This is a genomic window from Arthrobacter sp. StoSoilB20 (genome assembly GCF_019977295.1).
GTDB lineage: Bacteria > Actinomycetota > Actinomycetes > Actinomycetales > Micrococcaceae > Arthrobacter > Arthrobacter nicotinovorans_A.
In genome coordinates this window covers 4,701,487-4,719,875 of record NZ_AP024651.1, presented here as the reverse complement: position 1 = coordinate 4,719,875, position 18,389 = coordinate 4,701,487, and the positions used below count along the sequence as shown (strand labels likewise).

General features: G+C 62.8%; 21 protein-coding genes and 1 pseudogene. 11 read left to right on the top strand and 11 right to left on the bottom strand.

Annotated features, from left to right (window positions below):
* Nucleotide 1: 1 nt before the first annotated feature.
* Nucleotides 2–679 (bottom strand): ABC transporter ATP-binding protein, encoded by a 678-nt coding sequence (locus LDN85_RS21610; RefSeq protein WP_026547767.1) that lies wholly within the window; start codon nucleotides 677–679, stop codon nucleotides 2–4.
* Between the two features lie 80 nt (nucleotides 680–759).
* Here LDN85_RS21610 and LDN85_RS21605 point away from each other — a divergent pair, with 80 nt between their 5' ends.
* Nucleotides 760–1,551: a class I SAM-dependent methyltransferase gene (locus LDN85_RS21605; RefSeq protein ID WP_223944253.1), complete on the top strand. Its 792-nt coding sequence runs from the start codon at nucleotides 760–762 to the stop codon at nucleotides 1,549–1,551.
* On the opposite strand, the gene LDN85_RS21600 is transcribed toward LDN85_RS21605, so the two are convergent.
* Entirely contained in the window at nucleotides 1,508–1,717 is a 210-nt protein-coding gene (locus tag LDN85_RS21600; protein ID WP_035760803.1) for a hypothetical protein, read from the bottom strand. The two genes, LDN85_RS21605 and LDN85_RS21600, sit on opposite strands and share 44 nt — an antisense overlap.
* A 194-nt stretch (nucleotides 1,718–1,911) precedes the next feature.
* On the opposite strand from LDN85_RS21600, the gene LDN85_RS21595 reads away from it, so the two are divergent.
* Nucleotides 1,912–2,811: a diacylglycerol kinase family protein gene (locus LDN85_RS21595; protein ID WP_346347070.1), complete on the top strand. Its 900-nt coding sequence runs from the start codon at nucleotides 1,912–1,914 to the stop codon at nucleotides 2,809–2,811.
* Between the two features lie 60 nt (nucleotides 2,812–2,871).
* Here the strand turns inward: LDN85_RS21595 and LDN85_RS21590 are convergent, their stop codons facing one another.
* The gene (locus LDN85_RS21590; protein WP_223944251.1) at nucleotides 2,872–3,819 is read right to left on the bottom strand and encodes a hypothetical protein; all 948 of its coding nucleotides are present in this window, start codon (nucleotides 3,817–3,819) and stop codon (nucleotides 2,872–2,874) included.
* A 69-nt stretch (nucleotides 3,820–3,888) separates the two neighbouring features.
* Nucleotides 3,889–4,287, bottom strand: coding sequence for a hypothetical protein (locus LDN85_RS21585; RefSeq protein ID WP_223944250.1), 399 nt, complete (start codon nucleotides 4,285–4,287; stop codon nucleotides 3,889–3,891).
* A 114-nt stretch (nucleotides 4,288–4,401) separates the two neighbouring features.
* On the opposite strand from LDN85_RS21585, the gene LDN85_RS21580 reads away from it, so the two are divergent.
* Nucleotides 4,402–4,695, top strand: a complete 294-nt coding sequence (locus LDN85_RS21580; protein WP_026541067.1) for a DUF4287 domain-containing protein — start codon at nucleotides 4,402–4,404, stop codon at nucleotides 4,693–4,695.
* Nucleotides 4,696–4,780: 85 nt separating this feature from the next.
* Nucleotides 4,781–5,230, top strand: a complete 450-nt coding sequence (locus tag LDN85_RS21575; protein ID WP_026541068.1) for an SRPBCC family protein — start codon at nucleotides 4,781–4,783, stop codon at nucleotides 5,228–5,230.
* A gap of 9 nt (nucleotides 5,231–5,239) precedes the next feature.
* Here the strand turns inward: LDN85_RS21575 and LDN85_RS21570 are convergent, their stop codons facing one another.
* A complete protein-coding gene (locus tag LDN85_RS21570; protein WP_035760804.1) occupies nucleotides 5,240–6,208 on the bottom strand; it encodes a hydroxymethylglutaryl-CoA lyase in 969 nt (322 codons plus the stop codon).
* Complete coding sequence (locus tag LDN85_RS21565) at nucleotides 6,205–7,455, bottom strand: CaiB/BaiF CoA-transferase family protein (protein ID WP_026541070.1); 1,251 nt, start codon at nucleotides 7,453–7,455, stop codon at nucleotides 6,205–6,207. The genes LDN85_RS21570 and LDN85_RS21565 overlap by 4 nt, the downstream gene beginning before the upstream one ends.
* A gap of 99 nt (nucleotides 7,456–7,554) precedes the next feature.
* Between LDN85_RS21565 and LDN85_RS21560 the strand changes: the two genes are divergently transcribed.
* The 5 genes from LDN85_RS21560 to LDN85_RS21540 all read left to right on the top strand — a co-directional run bounded on the left by LDN85_RS21560 (nucleotide 7,555) and on the right by LDN85_RS21540 (nucleotide 11,408).
* On the top strand, nucleotides 7,555–8,067 hold the full coding sequence (locus LDN85_RS21560; RefSeq protein ID WP_026541071.1) for a GNAT family N-acetyltransferase: 513 nt from the start codon (nucleotides 7,555–7,557) through the stop codon (nucleotides 8,065–8,067).
* A 63-nt stretch (nucleotides 8,068–8,130) separates the two neighbouring features.
* The gene (locus tag LDN85_RS21555) at nucleotides 8,131–9,207 is read left to right on the top strand and encodes an alpha/beta hydrolase (RefSeq protein ID WP_026541072.1); all 1,077 of its coding nucleotides are present in this window, start codon (nucleotides 8,131–8,133) and stop codon (nucleotides 9,205–9,207) included.
* A gap of 62 nt (nucleotides 9,208–9,269) precedes the next feature.
* Entirely contained in the window at nucleotides 9,270–10,226 is a 957-nt protein-coding gene (locus tag LDN85_RS21550; RefSeq protein ID WP_026541073.1) for an alpha/beta hydrolase, read from the top strand.
* A 90-nt stretch (nucleotides 10,227–10,316) separates the two neighbouring features.
* Entirely contained in the window at nucleotides 10,317–10,943 is a 627-nt protein-coding gene (locus LDN85_RS21545; protein WP_026541074.1) for an FMN reductase, read from the top strand.
* 108 nt (nucleotides 10,944–11,051) lie between these two features.
* Nucleotides 11,052–11,408, top strand: a complete 357-nt coding sequence (locus LDN85_RS21540) for a zf-TFIIB domain-containing protein (RefSeq protein WP_026541075.1) — start codon at nucleotides 11,052–11,054, stop codon at nucleotides 11,406–11,408.
* A 6-nt stretch (nucleotides 11,409–11,414) separates the two neighbouring features.
* Here the strand turns inward: LDN85_RS21540 and LDN85_RS21535 are convergent, their stop codons facing one another.
* Nucleotides 11,415–11,990, bottom strand: coding sequence for a hypothetical protein (locus tag LDN85_RS21535; RefSeq protein ID WP_026541076.1), 576 nt, complete (start codon nucleotides 11,988–11,990; stop codon nucleotides 11,415–11,417).
* 7 nt (nucleotides 11,991–11,997) lie between these two features.
* The gene (locus tag LDN85_RS21530; RefSeq protein ID WP_026541077.1) at nucleotides 11,998–12,471 is read right to left on the bottom strand and encodes a hypothetical protein; all 474 of its coding nucleotides are present in this window, start codon (nucleotides 12,469–12,471) and stop codon (nucleotides 11,998–12,000) included.
* Nucleotides 12,472–13,061: 590 nt separating this feature from the next.
* Between LDN85_RS21530 and dnaB the strand changes: the two genes are divergently transcribed.
* Together dnaB and LDN85_RS21520 are read left to right on the top strand one after the other, a co-directional pair.
* On the top strand, nucleotides 13,062–14,450 hold the full coding sequence (dnaB, locus tag LDN85_RS21525; RefSeq protein WP_026541078.1) for a replicative DNA helicase: 1,389 nt from the start codon (nucleotides 13,062–13,064) through the stop codon (nucleotides 14,448–14,450).
* Nucleotides 14,451–14,546: 96 nt separating this feature from the next.
* Nucleotides 14,547–15,278 carry a hypothetical protein gene (locus LDN85_RS21520; RefSeq protein WP_026541079.1) on the top strand — a complete coding sequence of 244 codons (732 nt, stop codon included), beginning with the start codon at nucleotides 14,547–14,549 and terminating at the stop codon, nucleotides 15,276–15,278.
* A 73-nt stretch (nucleotides 15,279–15,351) separates the two neighbouring features.
* Here LDN85_RS21520 and LDN85_RS21515 read toward each other — a convergent pair whose 3' ends face one another.
* From LDN85_RS21515 to LDN85_RS21505, 3 genes and pseudogenes are all read right to left on the bottom strand, one after another.
* Complete coding sequence (locus LDN85_RS21515) at nucleotides 15,352–15,810, bottom strand: ribose-5-phosphate isomerase (protein WP_223944249.1); 459 nt, start codon at nucleotides 15,808–15,810, stop codon at nucleotides 15,352–15,354.
* A gap of 8 nt (nucleotides 15,811–15,818) precedes the next feature.
* A pseudogene (locus tag LDN85_RS21510) lies at nucleotides 15,819–17,567 on the bottom strand (dihydroxyacetone kinase family protein).
* A gap of 33 nt (nucleotides 17,568–17,600) precedes the next feature.
* Nucleotides 17,601–18,374 carry an SDR family NAD(P)-dependent oxidoreductase gene (locus LDN85_RS21505; RefSeq protein ID WP_026541082.1) on the bottom strand — a complete coding sequence of 258 codons (774 nt, stop codon included), beginning with the start codon at nucleotides 18,372–18,374 and terminating at the stop codon, nucleotides 17,601–17,603.
* Nucleotides 18,375–18,389: the final 15 nt, after the last annotated feature.

The window sequence follows — 18,389 nt, the reverse complement described above, 5'->3', positions numbered from 1 at the left end:
GTCAGGAGCCGGCAATGATCGAGGCCCCCTGTTCCGGATCGAATTCCCGGACTTCCTCGTCAATGACCAAGCATGTGGACGCCGTGGCCAGGAGCAATTGGGGATCGTGGGTAACCAAAACCACCGCACCACCGTTCTTGGCATGGGCTGTGATGCGCTGGCCCAGCGCAATCCTCATGCGCGGATCGAGCCGTTGCTCGGGCTCGTCAAGAACCAGGAGCGACGACGGGCGGATCAGTCCGGCTGCCAGCAACAGCCGGCGCCGCTGACCGGAAGAAAGAGCATCAGGTATTGCGTGGGACCTGCCTGTGAGTCCGAAGAACGCCAGCTCTTCCTCCACCCGCTCTTCAGGGGCGTCCAGGGAATGGCCGCGGGCAATGAGGAGCAGATGTTCCCGGACGGTGAGGGAGGGGAAGAAGAGGTCGTCGTCAAACACCGCGGAGACCTGCCGGCGGAAGGGGACAGCGTCCGGGTCGATGAGGAGGCCGTGGACTTTCACTTCGCCGGCCAGGGACGCCTGCCGTCCAACGAGGGTGCGTGCCACCGTGGACTTTCCTGCGCCGTTGTCGCCCACGATCCCCAGCACTTCACCAGCGTCGACAGACGCAGTAACTTCGCCGCATACCGGGGCTCCGGCATAACCGACCAACAGGCCTTCGGCCTCCAAAACTGTCCCCATGCCTCAACCCTACCCGCGGATTGGCGGGTGCCTGCCGGACCGTTTAGCGTGGCCATGGCAGATACACACCGGAGGCACTGATGCGTGATTTTGAGAGCTTGGTAGCTGAGGCTGAGGAAGCCGACGTGAACGGCTGGGGATTCGGCTGGCTGGAGGGACGGGCCACCGAGGAACGGCCGCCCTGGGGATTCGCGAAGCTCTTGGCGGGCCGCCTTGCTGCTGTGCGCAGTGCCCTCGACCTGGACACAGGGGGCGGGGAGGTCCTCTCCGAAGCTGCCCGGTTTCCGGAGGTCATGGCTGCCACCGAGGGCTGGCCGCCCAACGCGCAAAAGGCCCGTGAATTGCTGGGTCCGCGCAGGGTGGAGATCGTGGAAACAACGGCAGGTTCCGGGCTGCCTTTCCCGGACGGGTCTTTTGAATTGGTGACGGCGCGTCATCCCGTCAGCCCGGACTGGGCAGAAATCCACCGCGTTCTTGCCCCCGGCGGCCACTATTTCGCGCAGCATGTGGGGCCGGCGTCGGCCTTTGAGCTGATTGAACATTTTCTCGGCCCCCTGCCGGAAGAGCGGAAGGGCCGTGATCCACACTCCGAGGCAGCTGCCGCGGAAGCTGCGGGCCTGACAATTACCGGCCTCCAAACAGCCAGGAGCCGCATGAAGTTTTTCGACGTAGGCGCCGTGGTGTGGATCCTGCGCAAATGTGTGTGGTGGGTTCCCGGCTTTACACCGGAGGGCTACGAGGAAAAGCTCAGGGAGCTGGACCGCCGGATGCGGGCGGGACAGCCGTTTGTTGCCCACTCAACGCGGCACCTGATCGAGGCAGGCAAACTTACAGCAGCGCCCGGGCATCAAGGTCTTCCATTGCCCAGCTGAGGATCTTCAGCTCGAAAGGATCGCGCTCCTGGATCCCAAAAATATAGGCATCGAAATCCCAGAGCCGGGCATTCCCGCCATTCGCCCAGTACCAGGCCCAGAGATCGTCCAGGGTGATCTCATGCTCAAGGACCAGCGTGCGTGCAGTCTGGCGTGAGTCGTCCATGGGTTGTCCCCGCTGCTGACACAGCACCACACCGTATCAGGCTGATTGAGTCGGATCTCCGCTTCTGGAAACCCTTTCTCATGTTTTCACGTTCATGGGCCATCCGGAACCCCCACTGGATTACGAATAGTATGGGAACTTCCGAGGAAAACTACCGCCTGAAAAGGGACCTCGCAATGAATCAGGAGCGCACTGTGGATTCTGCCCGGACCTTTGAGTCGATCGTCATCATCTTTAACCCCAACAGCACCGGGGACGCGCCCGAGTTGGCGCAGCAGCTGCATGACCGCCTGAAGGAACTCCTCACGTACCAGCCTGAGATCACGCTCCAGCCCACCGAGCACGCCGGGCATGCCGTGGACCTGGCCCGTGAAGCTGCCTCAAAGGGCGGCGACGTCCTGGTGGTTTCCGTCAGTGGCGATGGCGGCTACAACGAGGTGGTCAACGGTGTGATGCAGGCCGGGAACCCGAAGGCAGTGTGCGCCGTCAGGGCTGCGGGTAACGCCAATGACCACAGCAGGATCATTGCCACCAAGCCGTTGGAAGAGGCAATTGCGGAGGGGCGGGTCCATAACATCGACCTCCTCCGGATCCACACGGGACAAAAAGAGAATGAGCCGCTCCAGTATGCGCATTCGTACATCGGTTTCGGCCTTACTCCGGTGGTGGCCACTGAGCTTGAAAAGGGCAGCAAGGGTGCTCTGAAGGAAATGGTCACGGTGATCCAGACCTTTTCCAAGTTCGAGCCCTTCGGCATCCGTATGGCTGACGGGAAGCGCAGGAAGTTCGACAGCCTGGTCTTCGCCAATATCAATGAAATGGCCAAGTACGCCACGTTGAGTGAGGCGGAGAACCACCCTTCGGACGGCAAGTTCGAGGTCATCGTTTTCCCGCACATGCCAAAATGGCGGACGCTGCTGACGGCATTGAAGGCCACCACGCAGGGCCTGGGTGACCAGCCGAGCGTGAGCCGCTACGAATTCACCACGCTCAAGCCGCTCCCGTACCAGATGGACGGCGAAGTGAAGAGCGTCGAGGCCAACGTCAAGGTCATTGTGGAGTGCGCTCCGGGGGCCCTGGCCACGCTCGGTTAGCCCGCCTGCAGGAGCGCATCGCTGTGTCCCTGCGGGGTGCTAACCTGCGGGGCGCAGCGCCTAACCTGCAGGGACGCAGGCGGCCGTAACGAAGTCGTAGATTCGGCCACGCAGGTCATTGGACGCCGGGATTTTCAGCACGCCTTTCCTGTCTCCCACCGTGACCCGCAGCGGTAGGAGTGTCCCCACTTTGTCCTCGGCAACAGCGTGCGGATCGCAACGTGCAGGGCGAATGGTCAACGGGATTTCCTGAGGCGCCCCGCCCACGGTCACGTTGACGGGCCACGGAGCTTCGGGGGATTGCGCCAGCAGGGTGGTTTCGTCGATCGACTCAATAGTGATGCGTTCCGCGCCTTTTCCCGCTGTGGACGGTGCCGTTGGCGTAATGACAAGGCGTACGACGGCGGTGCGGCCGTCCGCTGCCACCTCCAGTTCGGGGTCCAGGACAATGCCCGCGACGGCGGCCGCCTCCGATGCGAGGCACAGCTCGCCGGCATTTCTGGAAAGGACGCCGAAAGGATCCGAAGCGCTGGTGTCTTCCTCCACAGACGCCTTGTCCGGTGCTGAGTAGGTTACCTGGGCTCTGAGTTCAGCGGACGTGCTTTCAGATGCTTCGCAGGTGGCCGCGGGCAATACTGCCGGAAGACTTTTAGGCTGATGGGGCGGCAACTCAAGGCTGCCCGCAGACGGTTCCCAGGAGATGTCACCGTTAAAGAGCGTGGATCTCAGCTGGGCGCGTGTCACGGTCAGGGGCAGATCCGTGGTGTTGGTGAGCTGCAGCAGGATGGCCTGCTTGCCGTATTGGTCCCTGGATTGATTGACCTCAACGGTGATGGGGCCATGGTTTGTGCCCGTGGTCTCTGCGCTCGAACCATCGGTGCTCGAACCGCCGGGACCTGGCCCGCTGGAACTTGAACCGCCGGAACCTGGTCCTGCGGGATCGCAGGCGGCCAAAAGCGGTACGGCCACGGCGAATACCATACCCACCGTAATCGAACGCCACGTCATGCGATCAGTGTAGGGCGCAGGTCAACATCAAGGGCTGGAACAGCTATTTTCCGCTGCCCAGCCCCTCTATTACTTCGACAGTGGGGACGAGTACTGCAGGTAGATCCGGAATTCCTTGCCGCCGGCGTTGGCGATCCCGGTGCAGGTCTTTCGCAGGGTCCACAAGTTCAGGGGGCCGCAGCGTTCAGAGGTCAGGCCCATTTCGGCTCCCAGCGATTGGGCGGTGTGTGGCGGTTGGACGTCCACAACCATTTCGCGCGAACAGCCTCCTGATCCACATTCCAGGGAAATTACTCCTGCTTTGCTGGGTGCGGGAACCGCGGGGAATCCTGCGTCGGATGGGACGCCGCCTTCATCTATTGCCGTCCAGAGAATGGAGCAAAGCCAGGCAATGAACACAACTCCAACCAACAGCACGGAGATGCATCCAGCGCGTGGCCGCGCATGGGAGTGAAACTGTTTTGCCATTGATTCCCCCAAATTCAAGATGCCAGCCTACAGGGTCACCTGATGATTCGTTCGGCCCGGTACGATGACCGCACGCATTGATTAATTCCATGAAACAGAGATGGGGCACCACTGATGTCATTCCAGGCTTACCTCGATGCCATTGAAGACAAAACCGGGCTCACTCCGCGGGAATTGGTGGGGATCGCCGAATCCAAAGGATTCAATGATCCTTCCGTGAAAGCCGGGACCATCCTTGAATGGCTCAAAGCTGACTACGACCTCGGGCGGGGACACGGAATGGCCTTGGTTCACGTCATCAAGAAGGGGCCACAGATCGACGGCAAGCATGTGGGATCGGACGGAACGCACCGCGACGAGTCGGACATGCTCTGGTTGGACGGCAAGGCCACCAATCCGGGCTCCTGACAGCCGGCGGCCTATGGCGGGCAAACAATAAGCATGCTTAGCTTAACGTCATCGCCGCGGCTACACCTGCTCAGAGAGGAACACCATGTCCACCGTGACGCAGCTGTTCACGTCCCCCGCCACTGACGTCTGGAAGGTCATCGAAGACGGCTGGCTCTATTCAGGCTGGGTGGTGGGTGCCTCAAGGATCCGCGCCGTTGACGATCACTGGCCGCAGGTAGGTTCCAAGCTGCACCACTCAGTGGGGTCGTGGCCCTTCCTGCTCGACGACAGCAGCAGGGTGACCGGCATGGATCCGGGCAAGTCGCTGGAACTTGTGGCCAGGGGCTGGCCCTTGGGCGAGGCCAAAGTGCTGATCACCATGGAAGACCTTGGGGGTAACCAGTGCAGGGTCTCCATTGAAGAGGACGCCGTGCGTGGTCCTGGAAAAGTGATACCCAAGGCCCTGCGGGACCCGGTGATAGCTGTGCGCAACCGCGAGACACTGAGGCGTTTGGCACTGATGGCTGCGGGTGGAGCAGGCAGGAAGAACTAGGAAACAGCATTAGGGCGCAGGCTGGACAGGGGCAGGAGCCACCCAGTCAAAAGCGTCTGCCTTCGAACGCGCGCCCTGGGCCGCCTTGGAACGGTTCGGTTCACCAAGTTCGGCCAGCAATTTCTCGGACAGCGCCACGAGCTCTCCGAAAATCCCGGGAGTAAGCCACTCCGGACGGGTTGCGAAGAGAATGTCCTCGCTGGAGGTATTGCCGCTGGCGCCGGGGGCGAACGGGCAACCACCCAATCCGCCAAGGGCGCCGTCCACCATGGCGGCGCCGGCTTGAATGGCCGCGAGGGTGTTCGCCACCCCCAGGCCCCAGGTGTCGTGCCCGTGATAGACGATCCGGCGCTCAGGGGACTCGTCGCGCACGCGGGTAATAAGGCGGGAAACCTGCGCAGGGACGGCCTGGCCCAGGGTGTCGCAGATGACGATGTCCGCGGTGCCTGCAGCACGGGGATCGTTGGCAATGGAAAGGATGCGTTCCTCGGGGACGTATCCCTCAAAAGGGCAGGTGAACGAGGTCGCAATGCACAACTGGATCCGCCCGTTCACGGCACGGGAGTATTCCACAGCTTCAGGCAGCGCGGCCAGGCTCTCATCCGTGGTGCGCCCGATGTTCGCCGTGTTGTGCGAATCCGAGGCAGACAAGCAGTACTGGAAATTACGGGCACCAGCCGCTGACGCCTTGGCTACGTGTCCGGGTGTGGCTACCCAGATCCAACACTTTTCCAGTTCCTCCGGCGTGAGGGCCCGGACTACGTCCAGGGTGTTGGCCATGGTGGGGACCAGGTCTGCGCGGGCCATGGAGCCCAGCTCGATGGCGGGCACTCCCAGCCGCAGCAGTTCCCGTACGGTCTGGATCTTCTGTTCGGTGGGCAGGAGCTTGCCGGTGAGCTGGAGTCCGTCGCGCAGCGTGACGTCACGCAGGATCACGTTGCCCAGCGTTGAGGCCAGGGGGCTTTCGTACGGGTTCATGGGTGGAGGGCCTCCTTGTGGCCGGTAGCGGCCTTGATCTGTGCGGCATCCATGTTCAGGAGCCCACCAAGGATCTCCTGGGTATTTTCACCCAGGTCGGGTCCCAGGTTCCGGATGGGCAGGGACTGGTTGCCAATGACCGGAACAATGCCGGGAAAGCCGACGTCGGGGAGGACTTCCTCGCCGGTAGAGACGTCGAACTTCTGGATCATGTTCCGGGCAGCGTACTGGTTGTCCGTGCTGATATCGGCCGCCGTGTAGATGGGCCCGGCTGGAACCCCTGCAGCCTCAAGCGCCGCGAGAGCCTCGGCAGCGGAGAGCCCAGCGGTCCATTCTCCGATCGCCTGATCCAGTTCTTCGCGTTGCGCCCAGCGCCCGGCATTCGATTGCAGGGAAGGGTCCTCCGCCAGGTCCGGGCGCCCAATGGTCTGCATGTACCGCTGAAAGATCGAGTCGCCGTTGCCGGCCACCACAATACTGGAACCGTCCTTGCACAGGTATGCGTTGGACGGCGCAATCCCCTCCATTCGGCCACCCACGCGTTGCCGGTCCACGCCGTACGCCTGATAGTCCGGGATCAGCGATTCCATCATGGAGAACATGGCCTCGTTCAGCGCGACGTCGATAATCCGCTCGGTGAGGGGGACAGCGCCTGCTGAGTCCCGGCGTCGTGCTTCACGCTGGTACAGGCTCATCACGGAACCGAAGGCGGCATACAGTCCCGCGATCGAGTCGCCAATGGAAACGCCTACCCGGACAGGAGCACGGTCCGGGTCACCCACGAGATTGCGGAACCCGCCGTACGCTTCGGCGACGGCGGCGAAGCCGGGCCGCTCCGACAGCGGTCCGGTCTGCCCAAAGGCTGAGATGCGGGTGATGATCAGGTCCGGATTCGCTTGGTTGAGGACGTCCGGTCCCAGGCCCCACTTTTCCAAGGTGCCTGGCCTGAAGTTCTCCAGCAGGATGTCGCACTTGGCAACGAGTTCGAGCACCGCCTTCCTGCCCGCATCGGTGCGAAGGTCCAGGACCACGGACTTCTTGTTGCGGTTCAGCGTCCGGTAGAGCATGGACGTGGTGCCTTTGTGCAGGCGCCAGTTGCGCAGCTCGTCGCCGCTCCCGGGCCGCTCCACCTTGATGACCTCGGCCCCGAAATCGGCCAGCAGGCGTCCTGCCGTGGGTGCCGCGATGTAGTTGCCGAGTTCCAGGACCCGGACACCGTCCAGAGGGGCGATTGCTGGCTGTGTCATGGTCTGCTTTCGTAGGTGCCGTTCAGGCGTCGGTGGCCAGATTCCACTCTATGAGCTGGCCCTCATAGTGCAAGCAATTCCGCTGATTAGACTGGGCCGATGTCCTTCACGATCCGACCCGCCCTGCCCGCTGACGTGGCGGGCATACTGGCTGTGGAGCTGGACGCGGGTCGTATTTCCGCAACCGGATCGGGGCCGTTCGCCGCGAATATGACCGCTGGTATGGTGGACCCCGCCCGTCTGGTCCTAGTGGCCGAAGCGCAGGATGACACGACGGCGGCTGGAGGTTCCGGCGTCGTGGGCTGGGCGAAAACGCACTACTGGGACCATGGCGACGGCCCGGCACCAGCTGGGCACTATTTGGGTGGCGTCACGGTCCGACCCGGGTTCCGGCGGCGGGGAGTGGCTGTGGAGCTGACCCAGGCCCGCCTTGAGTGGGTGTGGGAGCGGGCTGAGGGTGCCTGGTACGTGGTCAATGCGCGCAACGAGGCCTCGTTGGCTTTGCACCGGCGGTGGGGGTTTACCGAGGTTGCCCGCGGTGCCGCATTCCACACGGTAAAGTTCGACGGCGGCGAAGGCGTCCTGCTGCGGGCGGCGCGACCGTCGGACTGACGTCGGCAAACGCCTTGGCGGCCGTAGCATGGTCCACAGGTGCACCGACCGGGGGAGTGTGTGATGGGACCGTTGGAATCAATCCAAGCCAGCACGGGTAAAAACCAACCAGCAGGCGCGGGTCGGTTGTCGCGGCCGGGGCGAAAACGGTCCTTCCGGCTGAAGAAGCTGGACATCGCGATCGTGCTGGTACTGATCGTCCTGCTGGTGTTGTCGGCGACGCCATGGCCATCGGCCATGCTGATCCGGAGCGTCTTTGAGCGCGGGGCACAGGCAACCATCGATGAAATGACACCGTACATCCCTGATACCCCGCTGCAGACCCAGCCCGGAGTGGTCTACAAGCCCGGTTCAACCTTTGACGTCTTCAGTCCCGAGGGAACCACGGCGCCCCTTCCCACGGTGGTGTGGATTCACGGAGGAGCATGGATTTCCGGTGCGCAACGGGACGTGAATCCGTACCTCCAAATCATCGCTGCCGAGGGATACACCACTATTGGCATGAGTTACCCCATCGCGCCCGAAGCCACGTACCCCACTGCCGTGCGTGACATCAACGAGGCCTTGGCCTACATCAAGGCCCATGCAGCCGAACTGAATGTGGACACCAGCAGGATTGTCCTGGCCGGCGACTCTGCCGGTGCCCAGCTCGCCAGCCAGATGACCACCCTGACCGTAAACCCGGAGTATGCCAACCTGATGGGGATCGAGCCGGCCCTCCAGAAGTCGGAGTTGGCGGCCACCATCCTGCATTGCGGTGTCTATGACCTCCGGGCCATGGCAGACCTCAGCGGGATCGTTGCCTGGGGTTTCAAGACGTCCTTGTGGGCGTACACGGGCACCAAGGATTGGTCCGCCACCTATGCCGGGGCCACCATGTCCACCATTGACTTCGTCACGGACGATTTCCCGCCCACTTTCATCAGTGGTGGGAACGGTGACGGACTCACCTGGCTGCAGTCGGTTCCCTACAGCAACCGCCTCAAGGATGCCGGCGTTCAGGTGACCGAGCTGTTCTGGCCCGCCACCCACGAGCCCGAACTGCCGCACGAGTACCAGTTCCACTTGAACTTTGACGAGGCCCGCGAGGCGCGGGACAGGACGTTTGCTTTCCTCTCCACACACGCCCCGCGGCGCTAAAACTTCAGCGTCCCACATGCGGAAGGCTCAAAGTATCTCCATGATGGAACTATTATTGGAGTATGACTTCCTCTCCTGACGCCATTCAAGCCACTCGCAGGCCCGTTCTTTACTGGGCGTCCGGAGTGTGCGCGGCGGCTCTGGTCCTTGTTCCCCTGTGGATGCTGATCGGGAATCCCGCCGTTCTGCGCGGCCACCCGTTGATGCCCGCGCTGTTGGTGACTGCCGCCGTCGTCGGCCTTCTTTGGGCTGTCCTGTTGTGGCGGCGCCGCCGCGTTTCCCTGAAGCGTTCTGCATGGCGGGCCGTCGGGGCGTGGGCAGGGCGCGTGGCGGTGCTCGCGCTGGTGGCCATGCTGGTGTGGCTGAACCCTTTCGCGTACCAGCCGCCGGCCGCAGCCGGGGCAGCGGCCGGCGTCTCTATGGCTGAGGAGCCGACGGCGATCGTCCTGGCGCCCGAAGGTGGACAGGCCACCAAGGGCCTCGTCTTCTACCCGGGCGCCCGGGTTGAAGCCAGGGCCTACGTGGATATTCTCAAGCCCGCAGCGGATGCAGGAGTGTTGGTGGTGATTTTGAAGACACCCCTTAATCTCAGTTTGCTGGACGGCAACCAAGCCAGTGGTGCGATGGCGGCGCATCCGGAGATTTCCACGTGGACGGTAGGCGGCCATTCGTTGGGCGGCGTCAGTGCGAGCTCGTTCGCGCTGGGCAACCAGGACGTTAACGGCCTGCTGCTCTACGCCTCCTATCCGCTGGATTCCATGCGCGACCGCGCCGGGCTGAAGGTGCTGTCCATCTCCGGCTCGAAGGACGGACTCAGCACGCCGGAAAAGATCAATGCTTCCCGCGAACTGCTGCCCTTGGATTCCACGTTCGTGGAGGTCCAGGGCGGTAACCACGCGTTCTTCGGCAGCTATGGGCCCCAGCCCGGCGACCGCGACCCTTCTGTGGATCGCGAGGATGCGCAAGGGCAGATTTCCGCGGCCACGGTGGCGTTCCTGACCGAACTGAAGGGGAGATAGGGGTTCAGGGAATACTTCAGGGCAGCCCCCTGTTCATTGATTTAGATGCAAACGCATGTAAACTGGATGAACAAGCAACAGGAGAATGCCATGGAAACCCGCCGCATCACCGTACTTTCCGCCGGACTCGGTGTCCCGTCGTCGAGCCGCCTGCTGGCCGACCAACTGGCCGCCTCCGCCGAGCGACAGCTGCGTGCGGCAGGCTACGACGCCACGATCGACATCATCGAACTGCGCGACCTCGCGGTGGACATCGCCAACAACTTTGTGACCGGCTATGCCGCGCCCCGTCTGGCTGAGGTGATTGCCGGCGTCGACCAGTCCGACGCCATCATCGCCGTGAGTCCTGTCTTCAGCGCCTCCTACAGCGGACTCTTCAAGTCGTTCATCGACGTCCTTGATCCGAAGTCCCTGGACGGCAAAGCCGTTCTCCTCGGCGCTACAGGCGGCACGGACCGCCACCAGATGGTGCTCGATTACGCCATGCGGCCGCTGTTCACCTACCTCCGCACCAGGATTGCGGCGACCGGCGTCTTCGCGGGGCCGCAGGACTGGGGAAACACCGACGACGGCGGCTCGCCCCTCTCGGCGCGCGTGGACAGGGCTGCGGGTGAGCTGGTGCAACTGCTCAGTGGCCCCCAGCCAAACCGCAAGAATGATGCCCTTGAGTCATTGCCGTTTGAGCAGCTGCTGGCAGGGATCTCAGCGGGCCGTTAGACCTGTCCGGGAAGCAGTCACGGAAGAGGCTGCCTGGGGGAGTTCCGGTCCTTGGCTGGCCTGAACTATTTGGCACGGTTGATCGTTGGGGCAGACATGAAATGTCCTGTGGATTCCATTGACCTGGTGATGAGCGAACGAAGCGGCGTGGAGATCGACTACTGCCCGCAATGCAGGGGTGTATGGCTGGACCGTGGCGAGTTGGACAAGATCATTGACCGCGTCGCCGCGGAAACAGGCCCTGCGGCCGCCCGTCCTGCAGCTGCACCGGCCCAGCCCCCTATTGCGCCGCCGCCCCTTTACAACCCGTTCGAATCCCGTCCCCAGCAGCCGCGCTATGACGACAGGGACAGGCGTGACTACGACCGTCGGGATGGGGACAGGCGTGATGGCTACGACCGCGATGGATATGGCCGCAAGCGCAAGAAGAAGGAAGGCTTCCTCGGGGACCTGTTCGACTTCTAGGGCTTCCTAGTCGTCCAACAGTTCAATAAACTCGCGGGCCTGCTTGATGGTGATGTCCGAGTGGCGTGTCAGCGCGATGGCAGCGCCCTCGACATCGCCGCTTTTGGCGAGCGTGCGGATTCTTCCGTAGATCTCGTCATTGAGCATGTTGCTGCTCACTTCCCGGGTCACCTCGCCTTTGCTGACGATGGCCCGGTACCGGTACGGGAAACGCTCCGGCTCGTCATCGTCCTCGGCCAGCAGGTCCTTGGCGGGGACCTCGGGCGTGAACGGCTGCGGGTGCGCTGCGAGGGCACCTACGGCATCGCGCGATGCTCGCAGGCCTTCTCCGGTGGACTGGAGGTATAGCTTGATGGCTGCCATGCCTTGGCCCCGCGCAATCAGGGAGTACAGCTGCCGGTGCTGCTCCTGGTTCAGCTTGGCGGCAGATTCCCTGGCAAGCTCCACGGGATCCGTAGGGATGTTGGCCGCTGCTGCGTCCGCCTTGGATTCGGCGGAACGCTTGGTGAACGAGCGAATGAGCAGGAGCACGCCCGCAATGACCGCAACGAGGATCAGGAGCGGGATGAGGATGGAATCCATGGCGTTGTCAGAGCCGATCTACGTAGTTCTTGGCGGTAAGCAGGTCTGAGTGGGTGGCTTGGCGCAGAACCTTGATGGCCTCGATCTTTTTCCCGCTGCGAACCAGGTTTTGGAGCTCGAAAGCAAGCTGTGGGTTCAGCTGGCCATTGGGAAGGACGGCGGGCTGGTGTCCGGCCTGCCCCGCCGATGCTGACCTCCCGGCCTGGGCTTGGATGGCGGTCCTGGCGTTCTCTGCCTGTTCCCGGTGGCTTGCCTCGTTCTGGCTCGGCTTGGTGGTGGCCTCGATGCGGGCCCGCAAAGCCAGTGCTTCCTGGACTTGGGACGCTTGGTGCGCAGCCGAGCGGGCTGCCAGTTCCCGCTGATACCTCTCGGCGTCAGAGACGCCGGTATCGCGCGGTTTGAAGGCCGCCGTGAGCGCCCACAGCAGGCCGACGAGGACTAGAAGCGGAAGGGCAATCGTCAACACATCACCAAAGTTCATCCCCATGCCTAGAGCTTATGCCAGAAGTTGGTTATCCACAGCACATTCCATGAACGGCATAAGCTTCCGAGAGAGTCGTGTCAAATTCAAGCGACTTTGTAAGATGCATCACATTTGAGGCATGTTTGGTGTGTTTTTTGCGCCCCTCCATGCGTGGTTGGACGCGGGGTCTGTGGATTAATCAGCGGCAAATCTTTCTTGAGTCCACAGCTTGTGAAGTGCGTTTCCGCAGGTCAGAGGCTGTTTTCCTGCAAAAGAATTTCTCTATCCACAGGGTAACGCACAGTCTGTGCACAACGTGGGGCTTGTATTCCACAGGTTTTCCACAGGGGGTGTCAGGCACCTGCTGTAACGTGTCTGGAGTGTCCATTTTGGACCTGGATATCCCCTGTTGAGTTTCCCCGGACCCTGAAATAGCCACTTCTGGCGGCAGGTGGGAGATATCAGCTGTGGATAACTTGTGGATACGCTATTTTGTCCGCCCTGTCTGGCATCGTCAGAGACACCAGGCGGACCTCGTAGCCACACACTGCGCTTTACGGGCCGCCAGGGAGTAGATCTCTGCAGCGGTACACAAATGGAGGACGGCTTTGTCAGTTACGCACTTGGACTCAATCGAGGGCACACGCGCTTCGGACTCGAGCCGGAAACCTCCCCAGGACATTCCTGCCGAGCAATCTGTGCTCGGCGGCATGATGCTGTCCAAGGACGCAATCGCGGATGTGGTCGAAATTGTCCGCGGCCACGACTTTTACCGTCCGGCGCACGAGACCATCTATGAGTCCATCATCGACCTCTATGGTCGTGGTGAACCTGCCGACGCCGTCACCGTCTCGGATGAACTGACCAAGCGCGGGGAAATCAACAGGATCGGTGGTCCTGCCTACCTTCACGAGCTCATTCAGACCGTGCCCACGGCAGCCAACGCCGGGTACTACGCCGAGATCGTTGCCGAGCGCGCAGTCCTCCGCCGCCTCGTTAATGCCGGCACCAAAATCGTCCAGATGGGTTACGGCCAGGACGGCGAAGTGGAAGACCTGGTCAACCAGGCCCAGGCCGAGGTCTACGCGGTGGCGGAAAAGCGTACCGCCGAGGACTACGTGGCGTTGAAGGACGTCATGGAATCCACCGTGGACGAGATCGAAGCCTCCGGCCACCGCGGCGAAGGCATGACCGGCGTCCCTACCGGCTTCTACGAGTTGGATGAACTGACGCACGGACTCCACCCCGGCCAGATGATCGTTATTGCAGCACGTCCCGCCGTGGGTAAGTCCACGTTCGCGCTGGACTTCGCCCGTTCCGCCGCCATCAAGAACAACCTGGCTACAGTCATGTTCTCCTTGGAAATGGGCCGGAACGAGATCGCCATGCGCCTTCTCTCTGCGGAAGCCACGATTGGCCTGCAGGACCTCCGCAAGGGCACCATCAAGGACGAGCAATGGTCCAAGATCGCCACCACCATGGGCCGCATGAACGATGCTCCATTGTTCATTGACGACAGCCCCAACATGTCCCTCATGGAGATCCGGGCAAAATGCCGCCGCCTGAAGCAGCAGCACGACCTCAAACTGGTCATCCTGGACTACCTCCAGCTCATGAGCTCCGGCAAAAAGGTGGAATCCCGCCAGCAGGAAGTTTCCGAGTTCTCGCGTGCGCTTAAGTTGCTCGCCAAGGAGCTCCAGGTTCCCGTCATCGCCCTCTCGCAGCTGAACCGTGGTTCCGAGCAGCGTCAGGACAAGCGCCCCATGGTGTCCGACCTCCGTGAATCCGGCTCGATCGAGCAGGACGCCGACATGGTTATCCTGCTGCACCGTGAGGATGTCTATGACAAGGAATCGCCGCGCGCCGGTGAAGCGGACATCCTCATCGCCAAGCACCGTAACGGTCCCACCAAGGACATTGTGGTTGCGTTCCAGGGCCACTACTCGCGTTTTGCCAATATGGCAGGCGACTCAGGCGCCGGTGGCGGCGGCTTCTAGCCCTCAAACGGCGCAGTCCAGGGCAGCCAAGCCGGGCCAGTAGTCTAAGTGAGTCCGTGTCTGCGGGCGTATCACTAAGAATTATTGGGGAAACACATGAAGAAAAATTCGCTGCTCGGATTCGGGGCATCGGCACTGGTAATTATGGCTCTCACGGCCTGTGGTGGTGGGACGGCGGCCCCACAAGGATCAACGTCCGCCCCGGCAAGTGAGGCTGCTGCTCCGGCGCCGACGCCCGTGAAGCAGTACACCAAGGAAGAGCTCATCGGATTGGTCGGGCAGGTCAAGCTCGCCGATGGCACCACCCCCGCCGTCCTCTCCGGCGACGAGCTGCTGGCGCAGTATGACTCGGTGGTCAAGGGATTCGCGGGAGCCACCATTGAACCCGCCGCCTGCAAGGATCCATTCCTGCTCGGGGCGCCGCGCACCATCGATGGTTCCGCGGTGGCCGGCACCACCCGCACCAAGGCCAACGGTTTCATCAGCAGTGTCTCAATGACCTCCGGCGTCGATGCCGCCCGCCTCCGTGACGACTTGGAGAAGAGCAAATCCCAGGCGGAGGAGTGCAAAAAGGTCTCGTACTCCGCTGAAGGGCAGACGCTCACTACCTCTACCGAGAAGGTTGAAGGCATGGGCAAAGTTCCCGGAACAGCGGGTTACAAGACCGTCATGGCCCTTCCTGACGGAAGGGTGGGTGCAATCTACATTGCCCATGCGGTCAAAGATGGTGTCCTGATCTCCGCCACGGCGTCCGCCAGCGAGGGTGTGGACGGCGGGCCGGAAGCGGCCGGTGCCCTTATGGATCAGGCAGCCGCGCTGATCAAGTAGGTCTTACGCCTCGAGGGCCGCGCAGGAGGATTTCTTACCGCCTGCGCGGCTTTTTTCCATGCTCAGGAGGTTTTCAGCAGCCCTCGAAGTCGCTGAGGACCTTCACTTTCGCAGCTGACCCGGACGAAGGGTCGAAGACGTAGCCGATCCACTCCCTGGCCAACCGGCGGGCCAACTCCACGCCCACAACCCGCTGGCCCATGGTGAGGACCTGGCAGTCATTGGACAAGATGGAGCGTTCAACGGAGAACGAATCGTGAGCGGCTGTGGCCCTGATACCGGGAACCTTGTTGGCAGCAATTGCAACCCCGATTCCCGTGCCGCAGAACAGGATGGCCCGGTCGGCCTTGCCGTCGCGGATCATTTCACCGGCCGCGATGCCAACGTAGGGGTACGGCCTGGTGAAGTCCTCATCGGCCCGGTTTACTCCGATATCGATCACTTCAGTGATCCGGGAGTCAGCCTCAAGGTCGGCCAGGATCCTGTCTTTGTAGTCAACGCCGGCTTCGTCGGCGCCCACAACGATGCGCATAAGTTCTCCTAGGTGGTTGCTGCAACGGGGGCTGCAACGGGAACGGCAGTGAAGTGAGGACCGACGGCGGCAAACACCATGGCGAGCGATGTCGCCCCGGGATCCGGGGTACCGAGGCTCTTCTCCGCCAGCGGCCGGGCACGGCCCTTCAAGGGGCGAAGTTCCGCAGTGGACGCAGCGGCCCGGGTGGCGTCGGCCGCAGCGGCGGACCAGGCTTGCTCCAGGTGGGTGCCGGCGCTGATTCGCTCTTCAAGGGAGGAGGCAAAGGGCAGCAAAGCGTCCATCATGGTCTTGTCGCCAAGCTCCGCCTTTCCGAGGCTTGCGATGCGGTCGGCGAAGGCCCGGACAGCCTAGGCGAGGACATCCGGCGTCGGGATTTCCGCATCTCCCAACCGCTCACCAAAGGCGCGCAATCCCGCGCCCCACAGCACGCCTGACGTTCCTCCGGCTTTGTCGGCCCACGCGTCTCCGGCAGCGGCCAGCAGCGAGCCGGCTCCGGCGCCGCGCTCAGAAGCAACTGCTGCTGCGTCCAGGGCTGCGGCCGAGCCACGGACCATCCCGCGGCCGTGGTCGCCGTCGCCTGCTATTGCGTCCATGTCGCCCAGCATCGCTTCGGAGATGCGCAACAGGGCTGCAGTAGTGTCCAAGGCATGCAAGCAGTGCGCGGCGTATGAGCGCGACTCCTCTGTTGAGGAGTAGTCGGCGGTGGTCGCAGCATCCAGTTCGGCGTCTGCAGCAACTGCGGAAGGAACCTCGAACCCCAGGGCACCCCTGCGGTAGGCCGGAGTCAGCGCCGGAGCGGTCCAGTACTGCTCGAGTTCCTCATCCAACCACGTCAGTGTCAGCGAGGCGCCAGCCATGTCCAGGCTGGTCACCAGCTCGCCAACCTCCGGCATCACCAGGGTGTAGCCGGCTTCGCGAAGCAGCGGAGCCACGGTTCGCCAGAGGACAAAAAGTTCCTCGTGCTTGGTGGAACCCAGGCCATTGAGGATCACAGCCAGGCGGCGTGAACCGTCCGGGGGCGCTTCAGCCAGCACGCGCCGCACCAGTTCCCGGCCGAGCTCGACGGCGGATGGCAGCTCGGTATCGAACAGTCCAGGCTCGCCGTGGATGCCAAGTCCCAGGCCCATCTGCCCCTCGGGAAGGCGGAACAAGGGCTGGTCGGCACCGGGGAAGGTGCAGCCGCTGAAGGCTGTGCCGATGGTCCTGGTGAGGCTGTTGGCCTTTCGACCCAAACGAACCACAGACTCAAGGTCAAGCCCGGCTTCGGCCGCTGCACCCATGACTTTGAAGACTACGAAGTCACCGGCAATACCGCGACGCTTCTCTGACTCTGCGGGGGATGCGCTGGCGATGTCATCAGTCACCAGAACGTTTTCCGTCGGGATCCCCTCGGCGTTCAGGCGTTCGCCCGCCATGCCGAAATTCATCACGTCACCGGCATAGTTCCCGTAGGTGAACACCACACCGGCTCCGGAGTTGGCCGCTTGGGCCACTGAGTAGGCCTGCTGGGCTGACGGGGAGGTGAAGATGTTGCCCACCACGGCGCCGTCAGCGAAGCCCGGGCCGATGATGCCGGCGAAGGCCGGGTAGTGTCCGGATCCGCCGCCGGTGATAACGGCGACCTTGGGCGCTGACGGGCGGTGCCGGCGTACCGCGCCGCCCGGAACGTGCCGGACAAGGTCCGAGTGGGCATCGCAGAAGCCGGCCAAGGCCTCGTCCGCAAAATCAGCTGGATCGTTGAAGATTCTGGTCATTGGGGCTCCTGGTGCTGGTGCGGGCGACGAGAGTCAGTGGATGTGGCTGCCGCCGTTGATGTCGATGGTGGTGCCGGTCAGGTAAGCCGAGTCTTCGGAGGAGAGGAAAGTGATGACTGCTGCTACTTCCTCGGTGGTGGCGTTGCGGCCCAGCGGGATGCCGGCGTTGATGGCGGCTTCCTGCTCCTCGGTGCTGCCCACGCGGATGTTGGTGTCCACGGCCCCGGGGGTGATGGCGTTTACGGTCACACCGGTCTCGCCGATTTCGCGGGCCAGTGCCTTGGTGAAGCCCAGGATGGCGGCCTTCGCAGCGGAGTAGGGCACCTTGCCGAAGACGCCGCCGCCGCGTTGGGCCGAGACCGAGGACATGTTCACAATGCGGCCCCAACCGTTGGCGATCATGTCCGGCAGGAAGGCCTTGGTGACGAGGTAGGTTCCGGTGGCGTTGACGTCCATGACCTTGTGCCACAGTTCGAGGGTGGTTTCCAGGAATGGGACGGGGGAGGTGATGCCGGCGATGTTGGCCAGTGCTCCGACGGGAGGGAGGTTGTCTGCGGCAACTTCGGCGGCGACGGCGGCTTGGGCTGCAATGACGGAGGCTTCGTTGGCAACGTCGATCTCGTAGCCGAACGCCGGAACGTTGAACTCGTTGGCAATCTCGGCGGCAACCTTGGCAGACTTCTCGCCGTCCAGGTCCAGGATGACGATGCCCCAGCCCTGGTTGGCGTAGCGGCGGGCGGTGGTGAGGCCAATGCCGCGATCGGAGGTAGCTCCGGTGAGGACGGCGGTGCGCTGGATGGTGGTCATGGTGCTCCTTGAATA

What these genes read in the sequence shown, in the direction of transcription:
- LDN85_RS21590 (WP_223944251.1), bottom strand. Translation starts at nt 3,819, where the DNA reads ATGACGTGGCGTTCGATTACGGTGGGTATGGTATTCGCCGTGGCCGTA.
- LDN85_RS21600 (WP_035760803.1), bottom strand. Translation starts at nt 1,717, where the DNA reads ATGGACGACTCACGCCAGACTGCACGCACGCTGGTCCTTGAGCATGAG.
- LDN85_RS21565 (WP_026541070.1), bottom strand. Translation starts at nt 7,455, where the DNA reads ATGACACAGCCAGCAATCGCCCCTCTGGACGGTGTCCGGGTCCTGGAA.
- LDN85_RS21555 (WP_026541072.1), top strand. Translation starts at nt 8,131, where the DNA reads ATGGGACCGTTGGAATCAATCCAAGCCAGCACGGGTAAAAACCAACCA.
- LDN85_RS21505 (WP_026541082.1), bottom strand. Translation starts at nt 18,374, where the DNA reads ATGACCACCATCCAGCGCACCGCCGTCCTCACCGGAGCTACCTCCGAT.
- LDN85_RS21520 (WP_026541079.1), top strand. Translation starts at nt 14,547, where the DNA reads ATGAAGAAAAATTCGCTGCTCGGATTCGGGGCATCGGCACTGGTAATT.
- LDN85_RS21580 (WP_026541067.1), top strand. Translation starts at nt 4,402, where the DNA reads ATGTCATTCCAGGCTTACCTCGATGCCATTGAAGACAAAACCGGGCTC.
- LDN85_RS21545 (WP_026541074.1), top strand. Translation starts at nt 10,317, where the DNA reads ATGGAAACCCGCCGCATCACCGTACTTTCCGCCGGACTCGGTGTCCCG.
- LDN85_RS21535 (WP_026541076.1), bottom strand. Translation starts at nt 11,990, where the DNA reads ATGGATTCCATCCTCATCCCGCTCCTGATCCTCGTTGCGGTCATTGCG.
- LDN85_RS21560 (WP_026541071.1), top strand. Translation starts at nt 7,555, where the DNA reads ATGTCCTTCACGATCCGACCCGCCCTGCCCGCTGACGTGGCGGGCATA.
- LDN85_RS21570 (WP_035760804.1), bottom strand. Translation starts at nt 6,208, where the DNA reads ATGAACCCGTACGAAAGCCCCCTGGCCTCAACGCTGGGCAACGTGATC.
- LDN85_RS21610 (WP_026547767.1), bottom strand. Translation starts at nt 679, where the DNA reads ATGGGGACAGTTTTGGAGGCCGAAGGCCTGTTGGTCGGTTATGCCGGA.
- LDN85_RS21585 (WP_223944250.1), bottom strand. Translation starts at nt 4,287, where the DNA reads ATGGCAAAACAGTTTCACTCCCATGCGCGGCCACGCGCTGGATGCATC.
- LDN85_RS21515 (WP_223944249.1), bottom strand. Translation starts at nt 15,810, where the DNA reads ATGCGCATCGTTGTGGGCGCCGACGAAGCCGGCGTTGACTACAAAGAC.
- LDN85_RS21575 (WP_026541068.1), top strand. Translation starts at nt 4,781, where the DNA reads ATGTCCACCGTGACGCAGCTGTTCACGTCCCCCGCCACTGACGTCTGG.
- LDN85_RS21605 (WP_223944253.1), top strand. Translation starts at nt 760, where the DNA reads ATGCGTGATTTTGAGAGCTTGGTAGCTGAGGCTGAGGAAGCCGACGTG.
- LDN85_RS21550 (WP_026541073.1), top strand. Translation starts at nt 9,270, where the DNA reads ATGACTTCCTCTCCTGACGCCATTCAAGCCACTCGCAGGCCCGTTCTT.
- LDN85_RS21530 (WP_026541077.1), bottom strand. Translation starts at nt 12,471, where the DNA reads ATGAACTTTGGTGATGTGTTGACGATTGCCCTTCCGCTTCTAGTCCTC.